The sequence below is a fragment of the Sphingomonas sp. LY54 genome (genome assembly GCF_035594035.1).
Classification (GTDB): domain Bacteria; phylum Pseudomonadota; class Alphaproteobacteria; order Sphingomonadales; family Sphingomonadaceae; genus Allosphingosinicella.
This window is the reverse complement of the sequence record NZ_CP141588.1, coordinates 2,098,111-2,117,650: the sequence shown is the minus strand read 5'-3', so window position 1 is coordinate 2,117,650 and position 19,540 is coordinate 2,098,111. Positions and strand designations below refer to the sequence as shown.

Annotated in this window: 16 protein-coding genes; 14 read left to right on the top strand and 2 right to left on the bottom strand. The window is 62.2% G+C overall.

Annotation, left to right across the window (positions count from 1 at the left end):
• The first annotated feature begins 67 nt into the window (after positions 1-67).
• The 12 genes from SH591_RS10735 (at position 68) to SH591_RS10680 (ending at position 11,323) form a co-directional block, all read left to right on the top strand.
• Entirely contained in the window at positions 68-1,204 is a 1,137-nt protein-coding gene (locus tag SH591_RS10735; protein WP_324749114.1) for a glycosyltransferase, read from the top strand.
• Between the two features lie 63 nt (positions 1,205-1,267).
• Positions 1,268-1,561, top strand: a complete 294-nt coding sequence (locus SH591_RS10730) for a hypothetical protein (RefSeq protein WP_324749113.1) — start codon at positions 1,268-1,270, stop codon at positions 1,559-1,561.
• A gap of 122 nt (positions 1,562-1,683) precedes the next feature.
• Positions 1,684-2,448, top strand: coding sequence for a metallophosphoesterase (locus SH591_RS10725; protein ID WP_324749112.1), 765 nt, complete (start codon positions 1,684-1,686; stop codon positions 2,446-2,448).
• Between the two features lie 83 nt (positions 2,449-2,531).
• Positions 2,532-3,314: a class I SAM-dependent methyltransferase gene (locus tag SH591_RS10720; protein ID WP_324749111.1), complete on the top strand. Its 783-nt coding sequence runs from the start codon at positions 2,532-2,534 to the stop codon at positions 3,312-3,314.
• Between the two features lie 33 nt (positions 3,315-3,347).
• A complete protein-coding gene (gene rfbB, locus SH591_RS10715; RefSeq protein ID WP_324749110.1) occupies positions 3,348-4,424 on the top strand; it encodes a dTDP-glucose 4,6-dehydratase in 1,077 nt (358 codons plus the stop codon).
• Complete coding sequence (rfbA, locus tag SH591_RS10710) at positions 4,421-5,302, top strand: glucose-1-phosphate thymidylyltransferase RfbA (protein WP_324749109.1); 882 nt, start codon at positions 4,421-4,423, stop codon at positions 5,300-5,302. The genes rfbB and rfbA overlap by 4 nt, the downstream gene beginning before the upstream one ends.
• 47 nt (positions 5,303-5,349) lie before the next feature.
• Positions 5,350-6,528 (top strand): DegT/DnrJ/EryC1/StrS family aminotransferase, encoded by a 1,179-nt coding sequence (locus SH591_RS10705; RefSeq protein ID WP_324749108.1) that lies wholly within the window; start codon positions 5,350-5,352, stop codon positions 6,526-6,528.
• On the top strand, positions 6,525-7,208 hold the full coding sequence (purN, locus tag SH591_RS10700; RefSeq protein ID WP_324749107.1) for a phosphoribosylglycinamide formyltransferase: 684 nt from the start codon (positions 6,525-6,527) through the stop codon (positions 7,206-7,208). Before SH591_RS10705 ends, purN begins: the two co-directional genes overlap by 4 nt.
• Before the next feature lie 31 nt (positions 7,209-7,239).
• Positions 7,240-8,073 carry a class I SAM-dependent methyltransferase gene (locus SH591_RS10695; protein ID WP_324749106.1) on the top strand — a complete coding sequence of 278 codons (834 nt, stop codon included), beginning with the start codon at positions 7,240-7,242 and terminating at the stop codon, positions 8,071-8,073.
• A 6-nt stretch (positions 8,074-8,079) separates the two neighbouring features.
• Positions 8,080-8,781, top strand: coding sequence for a WbqC family protein (locus SH591_RS10690; protein ID WP_324749104.1), 702 nt, complete (start codon positions 8,080-8,082; stop codon positions 8,779-8,781).
• Complete coding sequence (locus tag SH591_RS10685) at positions 8,778-9,965, top strand: glycosyltransferase family 4 protein (protein ID WP_324749103.1); 1,188 nt, start codon at positions 8,778-8,780, stop codon at positions 9,963-9,965. Before SH591_RS10690 ends, SH591_RS10685 begins: the two co-directional genes overlap by 4 nt.
• Before the next feature lie 5 nt (positions 9,966-9,970).
• Positions 9,971-11,323, top strand: a complete 1,353-nt coding sequence (locus tag SH591_RS10680; protein WP_324749102.1) for a polysaccharide biosynthesis protein — start codon at positions 9,971-9,973, stop codon at positions 11,321-11,323.
• On the opposite strand, the gene SH591_RS10675 is transcribed toward SH591_RS10680, so the two are convergent.
• A complete protein-coding gene (locus SH591_RS10675; protein ID WP_324749101.1) occupies positions 11,320-12,243 on the bottom strand; it encodes a class I SAM-dependent methyltransferase in 924 nt (307 codons plus the stop codon). The two genes, SH591_RS10680 and SH591_RS10675, sit on opposite strands and share 4 nt — an antisense overlap.
• A gap of 287 nt (positions 12,244-12,530) precedes the next feature.
• Between SH591_RS10675 and SH591_RS10670 the strand changes: the two genes are divergently transcribed.
• Complete coding sequence (locus tag SH591_RS10670) at positions 12,531-16,418, top strand: glycosyl hydrolase family 28-related protein (protein ID WP_324749100.1); 3,888 nt, start codon at positions 12,531-12,533, stop codon at positions 16,416-16,418.
• A gap of 57 nt (positions 16,419-16,475) precedes the next feature.
• Here SH591_RS10670 and asnB read toward each other — a convergent pair whose 3' ends face one another.
• Positions 16,476-18,500, bottom strand: a complete 2,025-nt coding sequence (gene asnB / locus SH591_RS10665) for an asparagine synthase (glutamine-hydrolyzing) (protein WP_324749099.1) — start codon at positions 18,498-18,500, stop codon at positions 16,476-16,478.
• A gap of 147 nt (positions 18,501-18,647) precedes the next feature.
• Here asnB and SH591_RS10660 point away from each other — a divergent pair, with 147 nt between their 5' ends.
• Positions 18,648-19,502 (top strand): polysaccharide biosynthesis/export family protein, encoded by an 855-nt coding sequence (locus tag SH591_RS10660; RefSeq protein WP_324749098.1) that lies wholly within the window; start codon positions 18,648-18,650, stop codon positions 19,500-19,502.
• Positions 19,503-19,540 lie beyond the last annotated feature (38 nt).

The window sequence follows — 19,540 nt, the reverse complement described above, 5'->3', positions numbered from 1 at the left end:
GGCCAGGATACCAGATGCCATTACTGACAATGACGGTGATAACCGTCGCGCACCGCCTCATGACGATATGTTGATCGTCCACATCATCATCGACCTTCAGACCGGCGGCGCCGAGTTGATGATGAAGAGGCTCATCGAATCGCATATTGGAAGCGCTGACTATCGCCACCGCGTGATCTCGTTGCGCGGCCTCGGCAGGGTGGGCCCCGCGATGCAAGCCGCAGGGATCGAGGTCGAGGCCATGGGTCTCAACGGTCCCCTGGGTTTGCCGCGTATCGTGCTTCGGCTGTCGCGACGGATCCGGGAGCTCCGTCCGGACATCGTGCAAACCTGGATGTACCATGCCGATCTGATCGGAGGATTGGCGGCCCGGCGAGCCGGACTTCGGCATATCGCCTGGGGCGTCCGCATCGCCGACATTTCTCCCCAGATGGGCGTGTCGCGCGCCACCACCTGGGTACGCCGCGCCTGCGCCGTCCTATCCAGGCGGATTCCCCAACGCATCGTGTACGTTGGAAATTCGGCCAGAGCGATCCATGAGCGACTGGGCTACGATCCCGCGAAATCGGTGTTCATTCCGAATGGCTATTCGATCCCGGGCCTGCCCACCGCGGAACAGCGAGCGCGCAAACGGATCGAATGGGAGCTGCCGGAAGACGCGCTAGTGATCGGAAGCGCCGGCCGCTTCAGCGCACAAAAGGATCAGCGCGGCTTCGTCGCCGCAGCGGCACAGGTGGCTGCGGCCATCCCCTCTGCATATTTCGTGATGATGGGTCGCGGGAACGATTCCTCCAATCCGGAACTCAACGCCTGGATCGGCGCCACGGGGTGTCCGGAGAAGTTTCGACTGCTCGGCGAGCGAACGGATGTGATCGAATGCCTAGGGGCGCTCGACCTCTTCTGCCTGCACTCGATCGGCGAAGGCTTTCCCAACGTGCTGGCCGAGGCGATGAGCGTGGGGCGACCGAGCGTCACGACCACAGTCGGGGATTCGGCCGAACTGCTCGGCGATGCCGGCCTCACGGTGCCGCCTGCGGATCCCGTCGCATTGGCGGAGGCGCTCACGTCTTTGGCTTCGCTTGAAGAAGAGGTGCGCGAAAAACTAGGCGCGAAGGGTCGCGAACGTATCGTTGCGGAATTCTCGATGGACGCAATTCGTCGCCGCTATGAGCAACTGTATGATGGAATGCGCGCCGAGAACTAGCCTCTAGCGAAGGCCGCAATAGCGCCGGGTATCCAGCACGGCCCGCTCGTAATCGGCATGCGCGTGGCGCAGACGCGTGAACTCATCGCTGCAATTATTATCGAACTTGCTGCTCGCTACGCAGGCAGAATATTTCCGGACCGTCTGTTCGACATCCTGTCTTTTGGCCGTCAGGCCGCGCTGCGCGCCGTCACAATCGTAGGTTTGAGCGCTCCCCGCTCCGGCACCAGCGATGCCAACCGCGACGGCGGTGGCCACGTGAAACAGCTTTCCCATCAATCAAATTCCCTCGCCAGCCGGCCAGACGATATCCCGTTGAAACAACCGATTACGGGAACTTCCCTTGCGCGACAATGAATGCCATCAATTTTTCCGGAGGGCGCGAAGCCTTGCGTTTTAGCTTGCTCCCCGTCCATGATTCCCTGTCTAGACGCCCCATTCCAATAAACGGCCGTGGGGGCCGAGGGAGAGTGGACACGGTGAGCATCCTGAAGCGCCTGACTCGCGGGCTGGTGAATCACGGACCTCTTCCTCCGAAAGGCGCCGTCGGAGCGCGCGCTTATGCAGTCGGCGACATCCATGGCCGGCTTGACCTCCTGGATGATCTTCTCGCCAAAATCGAAGCGGATGCGACCTCCCGTGCGCCGAAGAAGACTTTCATCATCTTCCTCGGCGATCTTGTCGACCGGGGGCCGGATTCCTCGGGTGTGGTGGAGCGCCTTCGCACATATCGGCCGCCTTTCGGCCGGCCCATTTTCCTAGCGGGCAACCATGAGGAAGTGCTGATCCGGCTGTTGCGCGGCGAACGCGGCATCCTCGACAGCTGGCTGCGGTTCGGCGGCAAGGAGTGCGCCGACAGCTATGGCATCGAGGCCGACAGCCTCAAGCGGGTCGAAGAGCAGGAGGCCCTGCGAATTTTGGCGTCGCAGGTGCCCCGCGGCCACGCTGAATTTCTCGAAAGCTTTGCGGACACCTTTCGGTTCGGTGACTATCTTTTCGTCCACGCCGGAATCCGGCCGGGCATTGCGCTGGACGATCAGGTCCATTCCGATCTCAGGTGGATCCGAGATCCTTTCCTGAGCGATGTTAAAGAGCATGGCTTCGTCGTGGTGCACGGTCATACGATCGTCGATGGCGTGGAAGAGCGTCCGAACCGGATCGCCATCGACACGGGCGCCTATCGAACAGGGATTCTGACTGCGCTGGCCATCGAAGATGACGAGCGCTGGTTCCTTTCGACTTGAGACGCAAAGTAACAGGGTCGTTGCCAAACTGCCCTTTGCTGCCTAGCGTCGCGATCATATTCCTGAATTCTGCAAGGCCCTTTATGTCGACCATACTGAACCTGTTTCGAAACGTGCTCAAACCAGGTTACGGAGGCGTGATGGCGCACAAGGCGCTGCTCCGTTGGCGGGAGCGCGATGCACAGCGCACGCGCAAGGAGGTCGAACAATGGTGTCGCGCGCAGGCGCGCCCGATCGACGCCTGGGCCAGAAGAATTGACGCCTTAATGTGGGAAGAGGCGTCGCAGTTCGCCAAGGACCAGCATGCCATGGCGCGCCCGAGGCTCGAGGCGCTCGGCATCGACCTCGGCGGAGGTGGCGCATACGACCTTCTCTATTTCCTGACCCGCAAGCTGCGCCCGCAAACGGTCGTCGAGACGGGGGTCGCCGCCGGGTACAGTTCCAGGGCGTTCCTGACCGCGCTCTCCAAGAACGGCAGCGGCTCGCTTTATTCGAGCGATTTCCCTTATTTCAGACTGGCCAATCCCGAGCGCTATGTCGGCTATATCGTCGAACCGGAGCTGCGCGAGGGCTGGACGCTGCTCATGGCCGGGGATCAGGCAAACATCCCGCAGATCGCCGCCAAAATTGAGAAGATCGACCTTTTCCACTATGATTCCGACAAGTCGTACGAAGGACGGCGCTTTGCCTACGAGACGCTGGAATCGGCCTTTCATGACGGCACGTTAGTCATGTATGACGACATTCAGGACAACGCGCATTTCCGGGACTTCGTTAAGGGGCAGGATTGGCCGTTCATGGTCTTCGAGTTTGAAGGAAAATGGGTGGGCATGGTCGGCGGCCCCGCCGAGTTCTACACCGCCTAAAAGCCGCAACTACAGGTTGAACGGAGGAAAGCGGTGCGCATTCTTGTCACCGGCGGGGCGGGTTTCATCGGGTCGGCGCTCGTTCGCTACCTTCTGGATCACACGCCGCACGAGGTCGTGAATCTCGATAAGCTGACTTATGCGGCCGATCCGGCCGCAGCGGAGATTTGCCATCCCCGCTATCGGTTCGCCCACGCCGACATCTGCGCGCCGGATCAGATCCGGTCGGTGCTTGAGTCCAGCCGCCCCGATGCGATCATGCATCTCGCCGCGGAATCCCACGTCGATCGTTCGATCGACGCTCCGGCGAATTTTCTCCAGACCAACATTCTGGGGACTTTCAACCTCTTGGAAGCCGTGCTCGATTACTGGCGCTCGCTGGGCGACGAAAGGCAAGGCTTCCGCTTTCACCACGTATCGACCGACGAAGTATTCGGCGACCTCGAGCCGGGCGCACCGGCCTTTTCCGAGACCCATCCCTACAGCCCGAGCAGCCCTTATTCGGCATCGAAAGCGGCGTCGGACCATCTGGTGCGGGCATGGCAGCGCACCTACGGCTTGCCCGCCATCGTCAGCAACACATCGAACAATTATGGTCCGCGGCAATTTCCCGAGAAGCTGATCCCGCTGATGATTCTGAACGCGATCGAAGGCAAGCCGCTGCCGGTCTATGGCGACGGCCTTCAGATCCGCGACTGGATCTATGTCGAGGATCATGCCGAGGCCCTGTATCAGGTCGTGACACGCGGGGTCGTCGGCGAAACCTACAATATTGGCGGGCTGAGCGAGCGCACCAACATCGAAGTGATAAGGGCGATCTGTGACATTCTGGAAGAACTCGACATTCCCAAGCCGGACGGCATCGCCCGCTTTGCCGATTTGATCACGACCGTTTCCGACCGCCCCGGCCACGACCGCCGCTACGCCATCGACAATCAGAAAGTGTCGCGCGAACTGGGCTGGGAGCCAAGGCACAGTTTTGCCAGCGGGCTTCGCCGCACGATCGAATGGTATCTGGCCAATCGCGGGTGGTGCGCCGAAATCCATTCCGACCGCTACGCGCGCGAAAGGCTGGGCCTGGCCAGCGAGAAACAGGCTGTCGCATTGTGAAGGGCATCGTACTGGCCGGCGGCACCGGCACGCGTCTTCATCCGCTCACGCTGTCGACATCGAAACAGCTGCTTCCGGTATACGACAAGCCGCTGATCTATTACCCCATCTCGGTGCTGATGCTGGCCGGCATCCGGGACATCCTGATCATTACCACGCCGGAGGACGCGGGCGCGTTCAAGCGGTTGCTCGGCGACGGGAGCGACATTGGCGTCTCGTTCAGCTACGCGACCCAGGCAAAGCCCAATGGCATTGCCGAGGCCTTCCTGATCGGCGAGGAATTCATAGCCGGAGGGCCGGTCGCCCTCGTGCTCGGCGACAATCTCTTCTACGGGCCGCGCCTCTCCCCCAAGCTGATCGCCGCGGCCGAACGCTCGTTTGGGGCGACGGTCTTCGGCTATCAGGTCCGCGACCCCGAGCGCTTTGGCATCGTCGAGTTCGACGATCAGCTGCGCGCGGTATCGATCGAGGAAAAGCCTGCGACGCCGCGGTCGAACTGGGCCGTGACGGGGCTCTATTTCTATGATGCACAGGTGGTCGACATCGCCCGCAACGTGCGTCCTTCGGGCCGCGGCGAACTCGAGATCACGAGCGTGAACCAGGTCTATCTGGAACGCGGCCAGCTCTATGTCGAAATGTTGGGCCGCGGCTATGCCTGGCTCGACACCGGCACCCACGACAGCCTGCTCGAAGCGTCGCAGTTCGTGCAGACCGTCGAGCATCGCCAGGGATTCAAGGTCGCGTGCCTCGAGGAGATCGCCTTCTATGCGGGCTGGGTCGATCGGGCGACCTTGCGCCGACGCGGCGAGGAGCTCGGCAAGACGGGTTACGGCCGATATCTGGCCGATCTGGCCGACGAAACCCGCCCCGGATATTGAGGGGGACGGCCAGCATGTTCAAAAAAGCGCAAGAGGATTCAGCCGGCATGGCGATCGAGAAAAGAGCGGAGTATCTGGCGTTCGGCCGCCCCGACTTCACGGAGGCCGAAATCGCCGCCGTGGTCGCGGTGATGCGGAGCGGCTGGATCGGCCAGGGAAACGAGACGGCGGCATTCGAAGCCGATCTCGCTGAAGCGACCGGCGCCCGGCATGTCCTGACGGTCAATTCCTGCACCTCCGCGCTGTTTCTCTCGCTTCTCGCTTTGGGCGTCGGACCGGACGACGAGGTGATCGTGCCCAGCCTGACGTGGTGCAGCACGGCCAATGCCGCGCTTTATCTGGGCGCCAAGCCGGTCTTTGCCGACATCGACCCCCGCACTTTCTGCATCACGCCTGAGAGCGTGGCCGACAAGCTGACCACCCGCACCAAGGCGGTGATGCCCGTGCATATGGGCGGGCTGGCAGCCGATATTGATGGAATTCGTGCAGTGCTGCCGGAGGGCGTCGCCATCGTCGAGGACGCGGCCCACGCTTTGGGCACCACCGACCGGCAGGGCCGCCCCATCGGCGCTTCGGGCAACCTCGTCTGCTACAGCTTCTACGCCAACAAGAATTTGTCGACCGCCGAAGGCGGCGCAGTCGCGACGGCGGACGACGTCCTGGCCGACAAGGTCCGGTCGCTGCGCCTCCACGCCTTGCCCGCCGACGCCTGGCGGCGCTTCACCAATCCGAACGTTACGTTCAACGGCGGCATCGACACCCTCGGCTACAAGATGAACTATACCGACTTGCAGGCGGCGATCGGGCGCGCCCAGCTCGCCCGCTTCGACGAGATGCAGGCCAAGCGGCTGGAGATCGCGCAGCGCTACGTTTCGCGGCTCTCCAACCAGGGCGTGGCGGAGTTCCAGGCGGGGGTCGGCCGTCCCGAGCATGCCCATCATCTGATGCTGGTGCGCCTGTCTCCCGAAGCGCTGGCGGCCGCCGGCCTCACCCGCGACGCTTTGCTGATGCGGATGCGCGATGCCAATATCGGTGCATCGCTCCATTATCACCCGCTGCACACCATGCCGCTCTACGAGGGCATGGGTTCAGGCTCGTTGCCGGAAACGGAAGCGCTGGCGCCGCTCATCCTGACGCTGCCCATCAGCGCCAGCATGACGCCGGATGACGCCGACTATGTCTGCGATCACCTGCTGGAACTCATCGGTACGCCGGCCCAGGGATGACCGTGGTGACTGCTGGCGCCAAGCAACGCATCGTATTCCTGGTTTCAGGCGGCGGCGGGAACCTACGGTTCATCCACCGCGCCATCGAACAGGGACAGCTTCCCGGCGCGGAACTCGTTGGAGTGGTGGCAGACCGTGATTGCCCGGCTCTCGCTTATTGCGAGGCTCGCCAGATACCCACCTACGTCATCCGCTATTCGCGGGCCGAGCCCGAAGAACTGGGTGCGGCACTCCAAGAGCTTCGGCCGGATGTTATCGTCACCAACATCCACAAAATTCTGGATTCTAAAACCGTCGGCGCCTTCAGTGGGCGCATGATCAATCTCCATTACTCGCTTTTGCCGCTATTCAAGGGAGCAATCGGCGTGGAACCGGTGCGCCTCGCTATCGAACAGGGCTGCAAGATCGTCGGGACCACGGTGCATTATGTCAGCGAGGCGGTGGATGCCGGCGAAATCATTAGCCAGAGCGCGATTCCCGTAAGCACGTTGAACATCGATCGTCTTATGAGCGACGTATTCCGGAGCGGCTGCATCAACCTTCTTTCGGCGATTCGAAACCTCAGCGACGGGGTCAAACCAGTTCTGCTGGGCTCGGGGGGGTTCGTCTCGCCGCCCGCGTCGCTCCGGGTCGAGGATTTCGCCGAAGAATTCTGGAGCAGTGTGGCTGCTTCGCGCTAGCGTCTCGAACCCTATCTAGAAAGACTAAGACATGAACATTCAGATGCGGGCAATCGGTGCGCTCAACCCGCTCTTCCAAGCCACCAACTGGGTGGACGTACTGGAATCGGGCGATCAGCAGAAGATCCTTGCCGCCACTCAGAAATCGGGCGAAGTCGTTCTCGGCCAGTTTTATGGGTACAATGACCTTCGTGGTAAGGTCGTTCTCGATTTCGGCTGCGGTTCCGCCGGCAAGACCCTCTACTATGCGAAACAGGGCGCGTCCGAGACCTACGGCGTCGACGTTTCGATCGACTATGCGGGAACCGCAATCGAACAGGCCCGTGACCTGGGGCTGAAGTTCCATATCAGCCAGATCACGCCCGACAACGGCATCCCGTTGCCCGATGCCTCTATCGACCTCGTGTTGTCGTCGTCCGTGCTCGAGCACTTATCCAATCTGGACCGCTCTCTCGCGGAGGTTCGGCGCGTGTTGAAGCCCGGTGGACTTTTCCTGAATCGATGGCACCCGTACCAAACCCGCTTCGGCAGCCATCTGAATTCAATCATCGGAATCCCGTTTGCGCACCGCATATTTTCGGAAAAGGCCCTGATGGCCTTTTACTATGACAACATGGTCTCTCGCCACGGCCATGTCCCCGCGGCCGTCGCGAGCATCTGTCGGGACGGCCAGTTAAACGACATCATGTACATGAACCGCATCAAACCGCAGGAGGCTCACCGCGCCTTTCGGCGCGCTGGTCTTGAAATGAAGGCGCTTCGCTACTTCCGCGGCATGAAAGAGCAGACTTGGGTCCGGAATATGCCGGAGCCCATCAAGCTCTTCGGCGCTGATTACGAAGTGAATGTTCTTCAGAAGGTGTAAGGCAACATGCACGTTGCGGTGCTTCAGTCGGCCTATATTCCGTGGCGCGGCTATTTCGATATTATCGCCAGCGTCGACCTCTTCATCATTTATGATGACGTGCAATATTCCAAAGGGAGCTGGCGCAATCGGAACAAGGTGAAAACGGACTCCGGTTCAAAGTGGGTGACCATTCCGGTGCACGTCGAGTTCGGGCAGCGTATCTCCGACGTGGAGATCGATTACGGCGCCAAAGATTGGATCGAGCAACACAGGGGGCTGTTCCGTCAGTCTCTCCGCGACGCTCCTCATTTTGAGAACTCGATCGTGCCCTGGGAGGCCTGCGTTGCGGATCGCCCCCACAGCCTTTCGGATCTCAACGTGTCGCTGCTGCGGTCTTACTGCAGCCAGCTCGGCATCAGCACGCCGTTCGCCGACTCGCGAGACTATGCGCTTGAGGGAAGCTCGACAGAGCGCCTTCTCACGCTCCTGCAGGCGGTCGGAGCGACCTCATATCTGTCCGGACCAGCCGCCCAAGCCTATCTCAATCTCGGTGCGTTTCAGCAGGCCGGCATAGACCTCTATTACAAGAGCTATGACTATGATCCCTACCCGCAGTCCGGACTGGACTTTCAGCCCGACACGACGATCATCGACCTGATCGCTAACGTCGGCCCCGATGCCCCAGATGCGATCCGCTCCCGCACGGCCGACAGGCGCGTAACGTGAAGGTCGGCTTCATTGGCAACGCCAACAATTATCCGTTCACGTTGGCGCAATCGATGCGCCGGCTCGGCGTCGAGGTTCGGTTTTTGGTCACCAGCATTGCGGCGCTGGATCGCCCAGAAGCGCGCTTTGGCGCCGACGCCGTGTCTTATGGGGACTGGGTATTCGACTTGGCCCCGATGTACAGTTGGGATTCTATCCTCCCCACGCCGAAGCGTACGCGCGCGCAAGAATTGCTCCGCGACTGCGACGCCATCGTGGCGAATGGGGTGATGATCGCGTTGGCCGCGCGGCAGGACAAACCATTGTTCGTCATTTGCTCCGGATCGGACCTCGATATGGCGGCCAACCCCGAATACCTTCAGGAAATCTGCGACGAGGGTCGCAACGGCCTCAGGCGCCGCTTACGCTCTGAAGTGAAGCGCTGGCTATACCGCCGCCTGATACCGGCACAGCGTGCAGGGTTCAGGAAAGCCGCAGGCGTGGAATACGCGCTTCCGGGCATCTTGCCGCACGGGGACGAATTGCTGCGGGATATCGGGGTCGACGACAGCCGCCGTTACGCCTTTATGCTGACCGATCTGGAGAAGGTTCCCAAAACGCCCCTCCCCGACAACGACTGCCTCCAGATTCTCTGCGTTGCGCGACTTAATTGGCGCAATCCCCTTCCGCCGGGTTTCTCTGTACTCGACAACAAGCGCACCGATATCCTTCTGAATGGCGTTGCCGAATTTAAGCGGCGGACTTCGGAGCGGTTCGAACTGGTGTTGCCCACCAAGGGCTTGCACGTCGAGGAAACCCGGCGTCTCGTGGAACAGCTCGGCTTGTCTGAAAATACGATCTGGCTGCCCGAATTGACGCAAGCCGAATTTATGAAGGAGATGCAGGCTGCGGACATCATCGCCGATCATTTTGGTGAAGGCGCGATTGGAATGGGCGCTCGGGACGCAATTGCGCTGGGAAGGCCGGTAATCGCGAACGGCAAGCCTGAAATCCATCGCGCGTTTCTTGGCGAATCACTGCCGATCGTTCAGGCGCAAAGGCCGAGCGAAATTGCCGCCGCATTGCTGGAATTGGAGGACCGGGCGCTTCGACAGCAACTTGCTGACCGCGCACGCGCGTTCGCAGAACGAAACTTCTCGGCAGAGACAGCCGCCAGAACCATCCTTTCGCTGCTCCGGAATTGAGCGGCGTGACCTTCACGCGCCTGTTAGGGACGGCCCGGGGATGCCTGCGCTTGGAACCAGCTCTTCTCGTGGCGTTTTCAGCCCGAATCTGGCAATCGTTGGCTGGGCTGGGGACGATCTATTTCGTCGTCGCCTATTTCTCGCCCGAGACGCAGGGTTATTATCAGACGTTCCTCAGCCTGATCGCGCTGCAGGCGTTCCTCGAACTTGGCATCATCGTCGCCATCATCAGCGTCGTCAGCCACGAATGGGCCGGCCTGGTCATCGGCCCGTCGGGCGCCGTGACCGGTGCGCCCGACAAATGCGCGCGACTTTCGGCGGCGACACGCTTCGTGGCTATCTGGTTCAGCGGGCTCTCGGCATTGCTCCTCGTCGTCGGCGGATCCGTCGGTTATGCGATCCTGAGCCAGCACGGACACTCCGATCTGTGGCTGGCACCGTGGCTTGCGGCCGTCGCGACGGCCGCCGCCTTTCTCTGGTGCCAAGGCCAGATTGCCGTCCTCGAGGGCTGCAACCAGGTGTTTCAGGTCGCCGTCTATCGGCTGGTGCAGGCCGTGGCTTCGGTGCTGGCGCTCTGGGTCGCGGTCATTTCCGGGGCCGAGCTCTGGTCGCTCGTGGCGATGCTCGCCGCCAATCTGGTGTGTGCCTTGGTCTTTCTCGGCTTCGTCTACCGCCATTTCCTCGGCGGGCTGCTGCGCAGCCGCACGGCTTCCAGCTTTCGATGGCGGGCGGACATATGGCCGATGCAATGGCCGCTCGCCCTGCAGGGCACAACCAACTATTTCATGTTCTCGCTGTTCGTGCCCGTGCTCTTTACCTTCCACGGCGTGGTCGAAGCCGGGCGGATGGGCCTGTCGCTGCAGGTCGTGCTTGCGCTGCTCGGCATTGCGACGACCTGGCTCACGATCGCGGCGCCGCGGATGGGAACGGCCTTCGCCAGCGGCGACAAGGCGCGGTATGAGAGGATTTGGCACGGATCCGCGCTGGCATCGATGCTCGTCATCGGCTCCGGCGCGATCGTTATTGGCATCGTCATATGGTTCGGCGCGTCGAGCGGACTCGCATTGGTCGCTCGCTTCCTGGATCCGGCCCCGTTCTGGCTGCTGCTGGCTTGGGGAGTCTCGCTCCACGCAGTGCAGTGCATGGCCAGTTATTGGCGGGCCCAGCGCGAGGAGCCGATGCGGTTCTGGGGCGTAGTTCCGGGCGCGGTGACGGGACTGGCCGTATGGGCGCTGGGGCGCAACTACGGATCGTTGGGGGCTGCGGGGGCGGCCTTGGCGGCGTCGCTCTTGGTGGGCCTGCCGCTCGCCCTCTTCTTCTTCCGGCGGACGAGAACCGGGCGGGCTTCCCGGGGCTAGAATCGTCCGACGTGTTCGAGGCCCCAAGGCTTGCTGGACAGGTCCCGCCCCAGCAGCCGTTTCGCGATCAGCACCGCCCAGCCCGCCGACGGGACGGTCTCGAGGAGCCGCGCCTTGGCCCGCCCCAGCCCCCCGCCAGCCCGTGCCGTGCCACCAAGTTGGCTGCTGCTGGCGCCGCTCGCCGCTTCGCCCTGTTGCGGGATACGATCGGCGACCTTCTCGACCTTCTTCGCTTCAAAGAAAGTGGTGAGCATCTCGCGCGAGGTGATTTGGGCTGAGGGACGTTCCGGCGACCAACGCCATGCGCCCGAACGGCCGTCGTACATGCCCTCCGCGCTGCCGCGGCGAACCCCGATTACCAAGCATTCCGAAAAGGCGAAACCGTTGGTGACGTAAAAGTCGTGATAGAGTGTTGGGCTGATCTGGTAATAGCCATGCTCGGCCCAGTTGTTCATGGGATTCATGTGGATGACGCGCCCACCCTCGCGGACCAGCGCCTTTATGTTCCGAAGCACCTGAGCGACGTCGAAGACGTGCTCCATCGTGCCGCCATCGATCACCAGACCGAACCGGTCCTTGAGCGCATCGGGGATCGGCCGGTTGAGATCATGGATATGGTCCGCATCCTCGTAGTCGCTCACGTCGAGCGTCTCGATGCGGCTGCCGCAAAGCAACCAGAAAAAGCAGACGTCGTTGGTGAAAGCCGAGGTGGGCCCGGTCTGGAATGCCGGAACATTGGGTCCACGCGGAATTTCCGGGGGCAGTGGGTGGGGCTCCAGGCCCGCTTCGCGAATCGCCGCTTCGCAATCTGCCAGCGTGGCGATGATAGCCTGGCGTCCGAAAGTGAGGACAGGTCCTTCGAACGGATTTTGCGCATGTGAACGGGCCAAGAGCCGGAGCGCGGTGAGCGTAAGAGCCATGAATTCCCCTTGTTACGGCAGTTCCTGCCAGAGCGCGGGTACCGAGGCAATGTGCTCGCACAGGAAACGAACACTGCCGCCGCGGCCTCAAGCGCCGGCTTTCGCCGCACCCCTTAGCTACCAACAATCTCTTCTGCTATGTAAGAACATGCACTGGCCGCGTTCGATCGCGGATCGGACCTTGTGGACCAGCTGGGACGGCCGATCACGCCATCCTTTGGCCAGCGCCCGCAGCTTGTATGCGTTTGTACGCTTGATTGTTCCTTTGCTCGGCGAAAGGATTCGTGATGGGGGCAGCAATTGATCTCAATGGTGATGCGGACGGCGCAACTGGCGCCGTCAACTATGCGGAGCAAAGCGCGCCGATAGCGATCGCACCAGCCGCGTTGTTGCGAGACTTCGATTCTTTCATTTTCGGCGGCGCCACCTTTGAAATCTCGCTGACCGCCAACGGCACGAGTGCTGACGAACTGCTCCTCCTCCATGAGGGGATGGATCCCGGCCAAATCGGGATCGCCGGCAACGAGATCTATTATGGAGGCAGCCTGATCGGGACCTTCGCGGGCGGAAGCGGCGGTTCCGATCTAGTAATTACCACCAATGGCGCGGCCGATGCTGTGTCGGTCAACGCCCTCGTCCGCACGGTCGCTTTTCATAACCCCTCCGACGATCCCCTGCCCGCGCCCCGAACCGTCACGTTAACCGCGACGGATACGGCCAGCCAGACCGCCACGTCCGACGCCGAGATCACTCTGGTCACCGACAACATCGCGACGATCCCGGTCGTGGCCGACGGGACTGATCAGTCGGCGCTGATCAACGCCTATCTGGCGAATTCCCATTCTGCGACGCTGCAGCTTCCACCCGGCGAATATTGCATCTCCTCAGCCATCATCATCCCGGACGGCAAGCAACTGGTCGGTGCCGGCCAGGACAGCACCTCGATCAAGTTCCTGCCTGATTTTGGAGGCGGGCTTTTGCCAACCGGCAATTCGGCAATTTTGATCGGCAGCAATGCCGGCCTGTCCGACCTGACAGTCGATGGCGACAAGGTGAATAACGGCGCCGGGACCTCACAGCGCATATGCGCGGTCACCGGGACCGGAACCGATTTTCTCGTCGAGAACGTCACCGTCAAGGATGCGACAGGCTACGCATTCTGGGCCAATGGACTGTCAGCGTCGACCCCGGCCAGCGGCGTCTTCAGGGATTGTTATGCCGAGAATAGCAACGTGCTGTTCGAAACGACCTTCGCGGACGGAGTTCTGTTCGAACGCTGCGTCGGTGCCGATGGCGACGGCGACGTCAACGTCCTTTCGGCATTCCATCCCATAGCCGGTTCAAGCAACATCACCTTCCGCGATTGTTCTTATAGCGGCTATTCGGTCATAGTGTCGGTGCACGCCAATATCGGCCCTCAAGACAACATCGTCTTTGAGCGTGTGACCGGGGTCACCACGAAATCGGTTGCCTTCGATGCTCAGGGCGAAACCAACCAGATTTTCCTGATCGACTCCTCCTTCACGAGTTTCTCCAATTACGGGATGCACTTGGTCAATGTCGATTTGACCGCAACGAACACACACGTCGAAAGCGGTAGGGTGGCCGTCGCTGTTTTTAGCGGTAGCGCGAGTTTCACGGACTCCGTCGCGACGGTGGAGAATATGGGCAGCTTTGAAGCTGCCGCCTTTGCCATCCGCGGGGCTATTTCTTGGAATGGTGGGCATCTCTCCGCGATTGGCGGCCGTGGCACCGCTTATGGTGCAGGCCCGATCGTGGTCAGCGCTGACACCAGCATCGTGACCAGCGACCTGGCGGTGACGGATGAGGCCACCAAGGCGCGGATATTCCCCCTCGCCAACGACCGTTCGGCGGACGGGACGCCGCTCCAAATGGTCGCGATCGAGGGCGCCGCAATTGCCGCGGACGGCAGCGTGACACTGGCGTCCGGGGCGATCGTAACCCTCGCCGCCGACGGCACCCTGACCTACGATCCGGCAGGCGCATTCAACTATCTGACCGATGCGCCCGGAACCCCGGGCGGGTCTGCCCAGGAATGGTTTCATTACACCCTGAACAACGGTCACACAGGGGCCGTGCGGATCACGATCGCCGGAATTGGCGGACCAGGGATTCAACTGTCGGGGACGGATGCCCCGGAAACGCTAAATGGCCGAACCGGCAACGACTACCTCAACGCGGCCGGCGGTGACGACCAGCTCTTCGGAATGGGCGGCAACGACACGCTCATCGGGGGCGACGGCAATGATCTGTTGTCTGGGGGCTCGGGAGACGATGTCCTCTTTGCCGGAACCGGCAACGACTTCCTCGCCGGCGGCATGGGTAACGATAAGCTCTACGGCCAGGACGGCGACGACACGCTGAGCGGCGAAGACGATGACGACTGGCTCGACGGCGGGAACGGTGCAGACACCCTGTTTGGCGGGACCGGCCGCGACTATATGCTCGGTGGGGTCGGCAACGATCAGCTTTACGGCCAGGACGGCGATGACACGCTGATCGGCGATGACGGCGACGACTGGCTCGATGGCGGGAACGGTGTCGACACCCTGTTTGGCGGGACCGGCCGCGATTACCTGCTCGGTGGGGTCGGCAACGATAAGATCTACGGCCAGGACGGCGATGATACGTTGATCGGCGATGACGGCGACGACTGGCTCGGTGGCGGGAACGGTGCCGACACCCTGTTTGGCGGGACCGGCCGCGATTATCTGCTCGGTGGAGACGGCAACGACAAGCTCTACGGCCAAGATGACGATGATACGGTGATCGGCGAAGAAGGTGACGACTGGCTCGACGGAGGGGGCGGAGCCGATACCCTGTTTGGGGGGATTGGCCGCGACTATATGCTCGGTGGCCTCGGCAACGATGAGCTCTACGGCCAGGACGGCGACGACACGCTGATCGGCGAAGACGATGACGACTGGCTCGACGGCGGGAACGGTGCCGACACCCTGTTTGGGGGGATTGGCCGCGACTATATGCTCGGTGGGGTCGGCAACGATCAGCTTTACGGCCAGGACGGCGATGACACGCTGATCGGCGATGACGGCGACGACTGGCTCGATGGCGGGAACGGTGCCGACACCCTGTTTGGCGGGACCGGCCGCGATTACCTGCTCGGTGGGGTCGGCAACGATAAGATCTACGGCCAGGACGGCGATGATACGTTGATCGGCGATGACGGCGACGACTGGCTCGGTGGCGGGAACGGTGCCGACACCCTGTTTGGCGGGACCGGCCGCGATTATCTGCTCGGTGGAGTCGGCAACGACAAGCTCTGCGGCCAAGATGACGATGATACGGTGATCGGCGAAGAAGGTGACGACTGGCTCGACGGAGGGGGCGGCGCCGATACCCTGTTTGGCGGGATTGGCCGCGATTATCTGCTCGGTGGAGTCGGCAACGACAAGCTCTACGGCCAAGATGACGATGATACGGTGATCGGCGAAGAGGGTGACGACTGGCTCGACGGCGGGAACGGTGCCGACACCCTGTTTGGCGGGACCGGCCGCGACTATATGCTCGGTGGGGTCGGCAACGATCAGCTTTACGGCCAGGACGGCGATGACACGCTGATCGGCGATGACGGCGATGACTGGCTCGACGGCGGGAACGGTGCCGACACCTTGTTTGGCGGGATCGGCAGCGACTATATGCTCGGTGGGGTCGGCAACGATAAGATCTACGGCCAGGACGGCGATGACACGCTGATCGGCGATGACGGCGACGACTGGCTCGATGGCGGGAACGGTGCCGACACCCTGTTTGGAGGGTTGGGCCGGGACTTCATGCTGGGCGGTACCGGCAACGACAAATTGTTCGGCCAGGACGGCGAGGACACCCTGATAGGTGGCGACGGCGCCGATCTGCTCGATGGAGGAACAGGATCGGACACCCTGTATGGCGGGGCCGGCAACGATGTTTTTGCCTTCAGTGGCGCGAACGTCGGAAACGACACCATCGGGGACTTCGTCTCAGGGGCCGATCGGATCGACTTGCGAGCCTTCGGCATCACCTTGGCCCAGGTTACGGCCGTGGGTTACGGCGCGGATACGGTGCTTCGCGTCGACACTGACAAGAATGGGGCTCCCGATTTCAGCATATTGCTCTTGGGCACCTCAAGCCTCGCGCCGACCGACTTCCTCTTCTAGTCGAGATCTGCCGAGCGCGGCTCCCGCGATCCGCGTGGCCAGTCCAGGAGAAGATGTTTAGACCACTGCGACGCGCGCAAGCCGATCGCCGTCCATGCTGTCAGGCAGTCGACTTTCGCGGCTGAATTCGGTTTGCGCCCCCAGCCACTGCTGAAACATCAGGAGCGGCCAGATCTTGTACTCCAAATTGACCTGGCCGGAGCTATGCGCATTCCACGCCGCGCGGATCGGATCGGAGGCAAGAAAGCCTTCCTCATCGAGCCGCCGCGGATCGAGAAGGTCGTCGGCCCACTCCCGCAGATCGCCGCGCAACCACTCCCCGTTGGGCAGCGCGAAGCCCATTTTCGGGCGCTCCACGAGCGATTTTGGAACATGCTTGTAGAGAACCTGGCGCAGCGGCCACTTGGCCTGGCCATCGCGAATCTTGTGCTCCATCGGCAGCGACCAGGCGAACTCGACCACACGGTGGTCAAGGAAGGGAACGCGCGTTTCGAGCGAGACCCCCATTGCTGCCCGATCGACCTTTGCGAGGATGTCGTCGGGAAGATAACCCACCAAATCGAACGCCATCATCCGCTCCACTTCCGACAGGCCCTGAAGGTCGATCCCGTCGGCGAGCCGCTGGCTCGGCCGCCCGGTCGTGTCCAGGACGATATCCTCCGGACTGCGCCAAAGAGAGATCAGACCGTGATAGATTTCGTCGGAGTTGCTGCTGGCGAGGACGCCCGCGCCCTTGTGCAGCTTGTCGCCGAGCAACGACGGCCGCAGCCGCTCCGGCAGCATGTCCCCCAGAGCGTTCCAGCGGGCGGGCGGCACGGCCAAAATGGCCCGCGCCGCCAGCGATCGCAGCGGCTTTGGCACGTGCCGAAGCCGCTGCCAGAGCGAGGAGAAGAACTGATAGCGGTTGTAACCGGCGAAGAGTTCGTCGCCCGCATCGCCCGACAAGGACACCGTAACGTCGCGGCGCGCCAGCTGCGCGACGAGGAAGGTCGGGATTTGCGAATGGTCCGCGAACGGCTCGTCATACAATTGCGGCAAGCGCGGAATGACGTCCATCGCTTCGCGCGCGGTCACATAGAGCTCGGTGTGGTCGGTGCCGAGATGCCGGGCCACCGCCTTGGCGTGCTCGGCCTCGTTATAGCCCTTCTCGTGGAAGCCGATCGAGAAGGTCTTCACCGGCCGCGACGACTGCGCCTGCATCAGCGAAACGACCGTCGAGGAGTCGATGCCTCCGGACAGAAAAGCGCCCAGCGGGACGTCGGCCATCATCTGCCGGCCGACTGCATCGTGAAGCAAGCCTTCGAGCGCCTTCACGCCCTCGTCGGCAGACCCGGCGAACGGCTGGGCCACGCCACGCCGCGCGACTTCGGCGGCAGACCAATAGGTCTCGAGGCGGGGTTCTCCGTCGCCGGGATGGAGCGTGGCGAAAGTGCCCGGGAGAAGCTTGTGGATGTTCTGGTAGATCGAATGGGGGGCCGGGATGTAGGCGTAGCGCATCAGGAGCGCCAAGGAGTCCCGATCGATCGCGCCTTCGAACGCGGCGTGCGCGCCAAGCGCCTTGAGTTCCGACCCGAACAGGAAGCTGCGGCCGGCGCCTTTCCCCTGCCAGCCATAATATAACGGCTTCTCACCCAGCCTGTCGCGGGCCAGCGTGAGGGTCCGCTCCTGGCGGTCCCACAGCGCGAAAGCGAACATGCCGATGAGCTTCGTGAGCGTAGTGCGAATGCCCCACGCCTCGAAGCAGGCCAGCATCGTCTCGGTGTCCGAGTGACCACGCCAATTCGGGGCAAGACCCTGGCCGGTAAGCTCGGCCCGGAGGTCATCCTGATTATAGATCTCGCCGTTGTAGACGACCATAAAGCGCCCGGAATGGGAGGCCATGGGCTGGCTGCCCGCATCGGATAGCTCGACAATGGCGAGCCGGCGGTGGCCCAAGGCCACACCCGCTTCCAGATCGACCCAATGCCCGTCGCTGTCCGGGCCTCGCCGCGCGATCCGGTCGGTCATGGCCATCACGGCGCCCTGAACCGACAGGCGATCCTGCGCGAACTGCGCTCCTACAAAGCCGGCTATTCCGCACATATCGCGCTTCGAACTTCCCGAAAGTGACGAGGACAACTATTTACCTGGGGTCGGGCCCTGATCCAACCGGTTCGTGACCAGTCAATTCCGACACGACAATGGTCCAAGTGAAGCCCGGTTTCCTTCGGCCCCGGAAGCCATAGCAGCTTGAATTCATTTGCGCCCTTTGGTCACATCGGACTAAGAGCTTCGGTTCACCGGCGCAAGTCCGGACAATTCAAGGTGGGTAAAGTGACGACATCGAATTTGAGCGTGTCGGCTCCTAATGGAGGCCAGGCTGCCATTCGCCTCAAGTCCCTTCGCGCGCAGGCGTTTTCATTTCCCGGCCTGCTGCTGATGCTGATGGTCTTGCTGGCGCTGTCGGGTTGTGGTTCAACCCGTGGGGGTCCCATCCCTTACGACGTTCGCAACTTCGGATCGCCTGACACTCCCACAACGCTGACGCTCGAAGCGGATTATCGCGTCGCTCCGCTCGACACCCTCCGGATCGACGTCTTCCAGGTCGCCGACCTTTCGGGCGATTTCGAAGTGGACCTCACCGGCCACATCGCTCTTCCGTTGGTCGGCAACGTCCAAGTCTCCGACATGACGACCGCGCAGATCGACCAGCTCCTGACCGCCCGGCTCGGCAACAAATATCTCCAGTCCCCCGACGTGGCAGTGGGCGTTAAATCGTCCAGCCGCCGGAACGTGACGGTCGACGGGTCGGTCCGTCAGCCCGGAATGTATCCGGTCAACGGGCCTATGACCCTGGTCCAGGCCGTGGCCATGGCGCGCGGGACGGACGAGCGGGCCAATCCCCGTCGCGTGGCCGTGTTCCGGCAGATCGACGGCCAGCGCATGGCCGCCGCGTTCGATCTCGTCGCGATCCGTCGGGGCCAAGCCGAAGACCCGGCCATCTATAGCGGCGACATCGTTGTCGTGGACGGTAACGCCATCAATTCGATATACAGGGAGCTGGTTGGGGTGCTGCCTGTGCTGGCAATGTTCCGACCTTATTGATCCCTTCAGCCCGCACTTTCACGCACAGACCAGAAGGC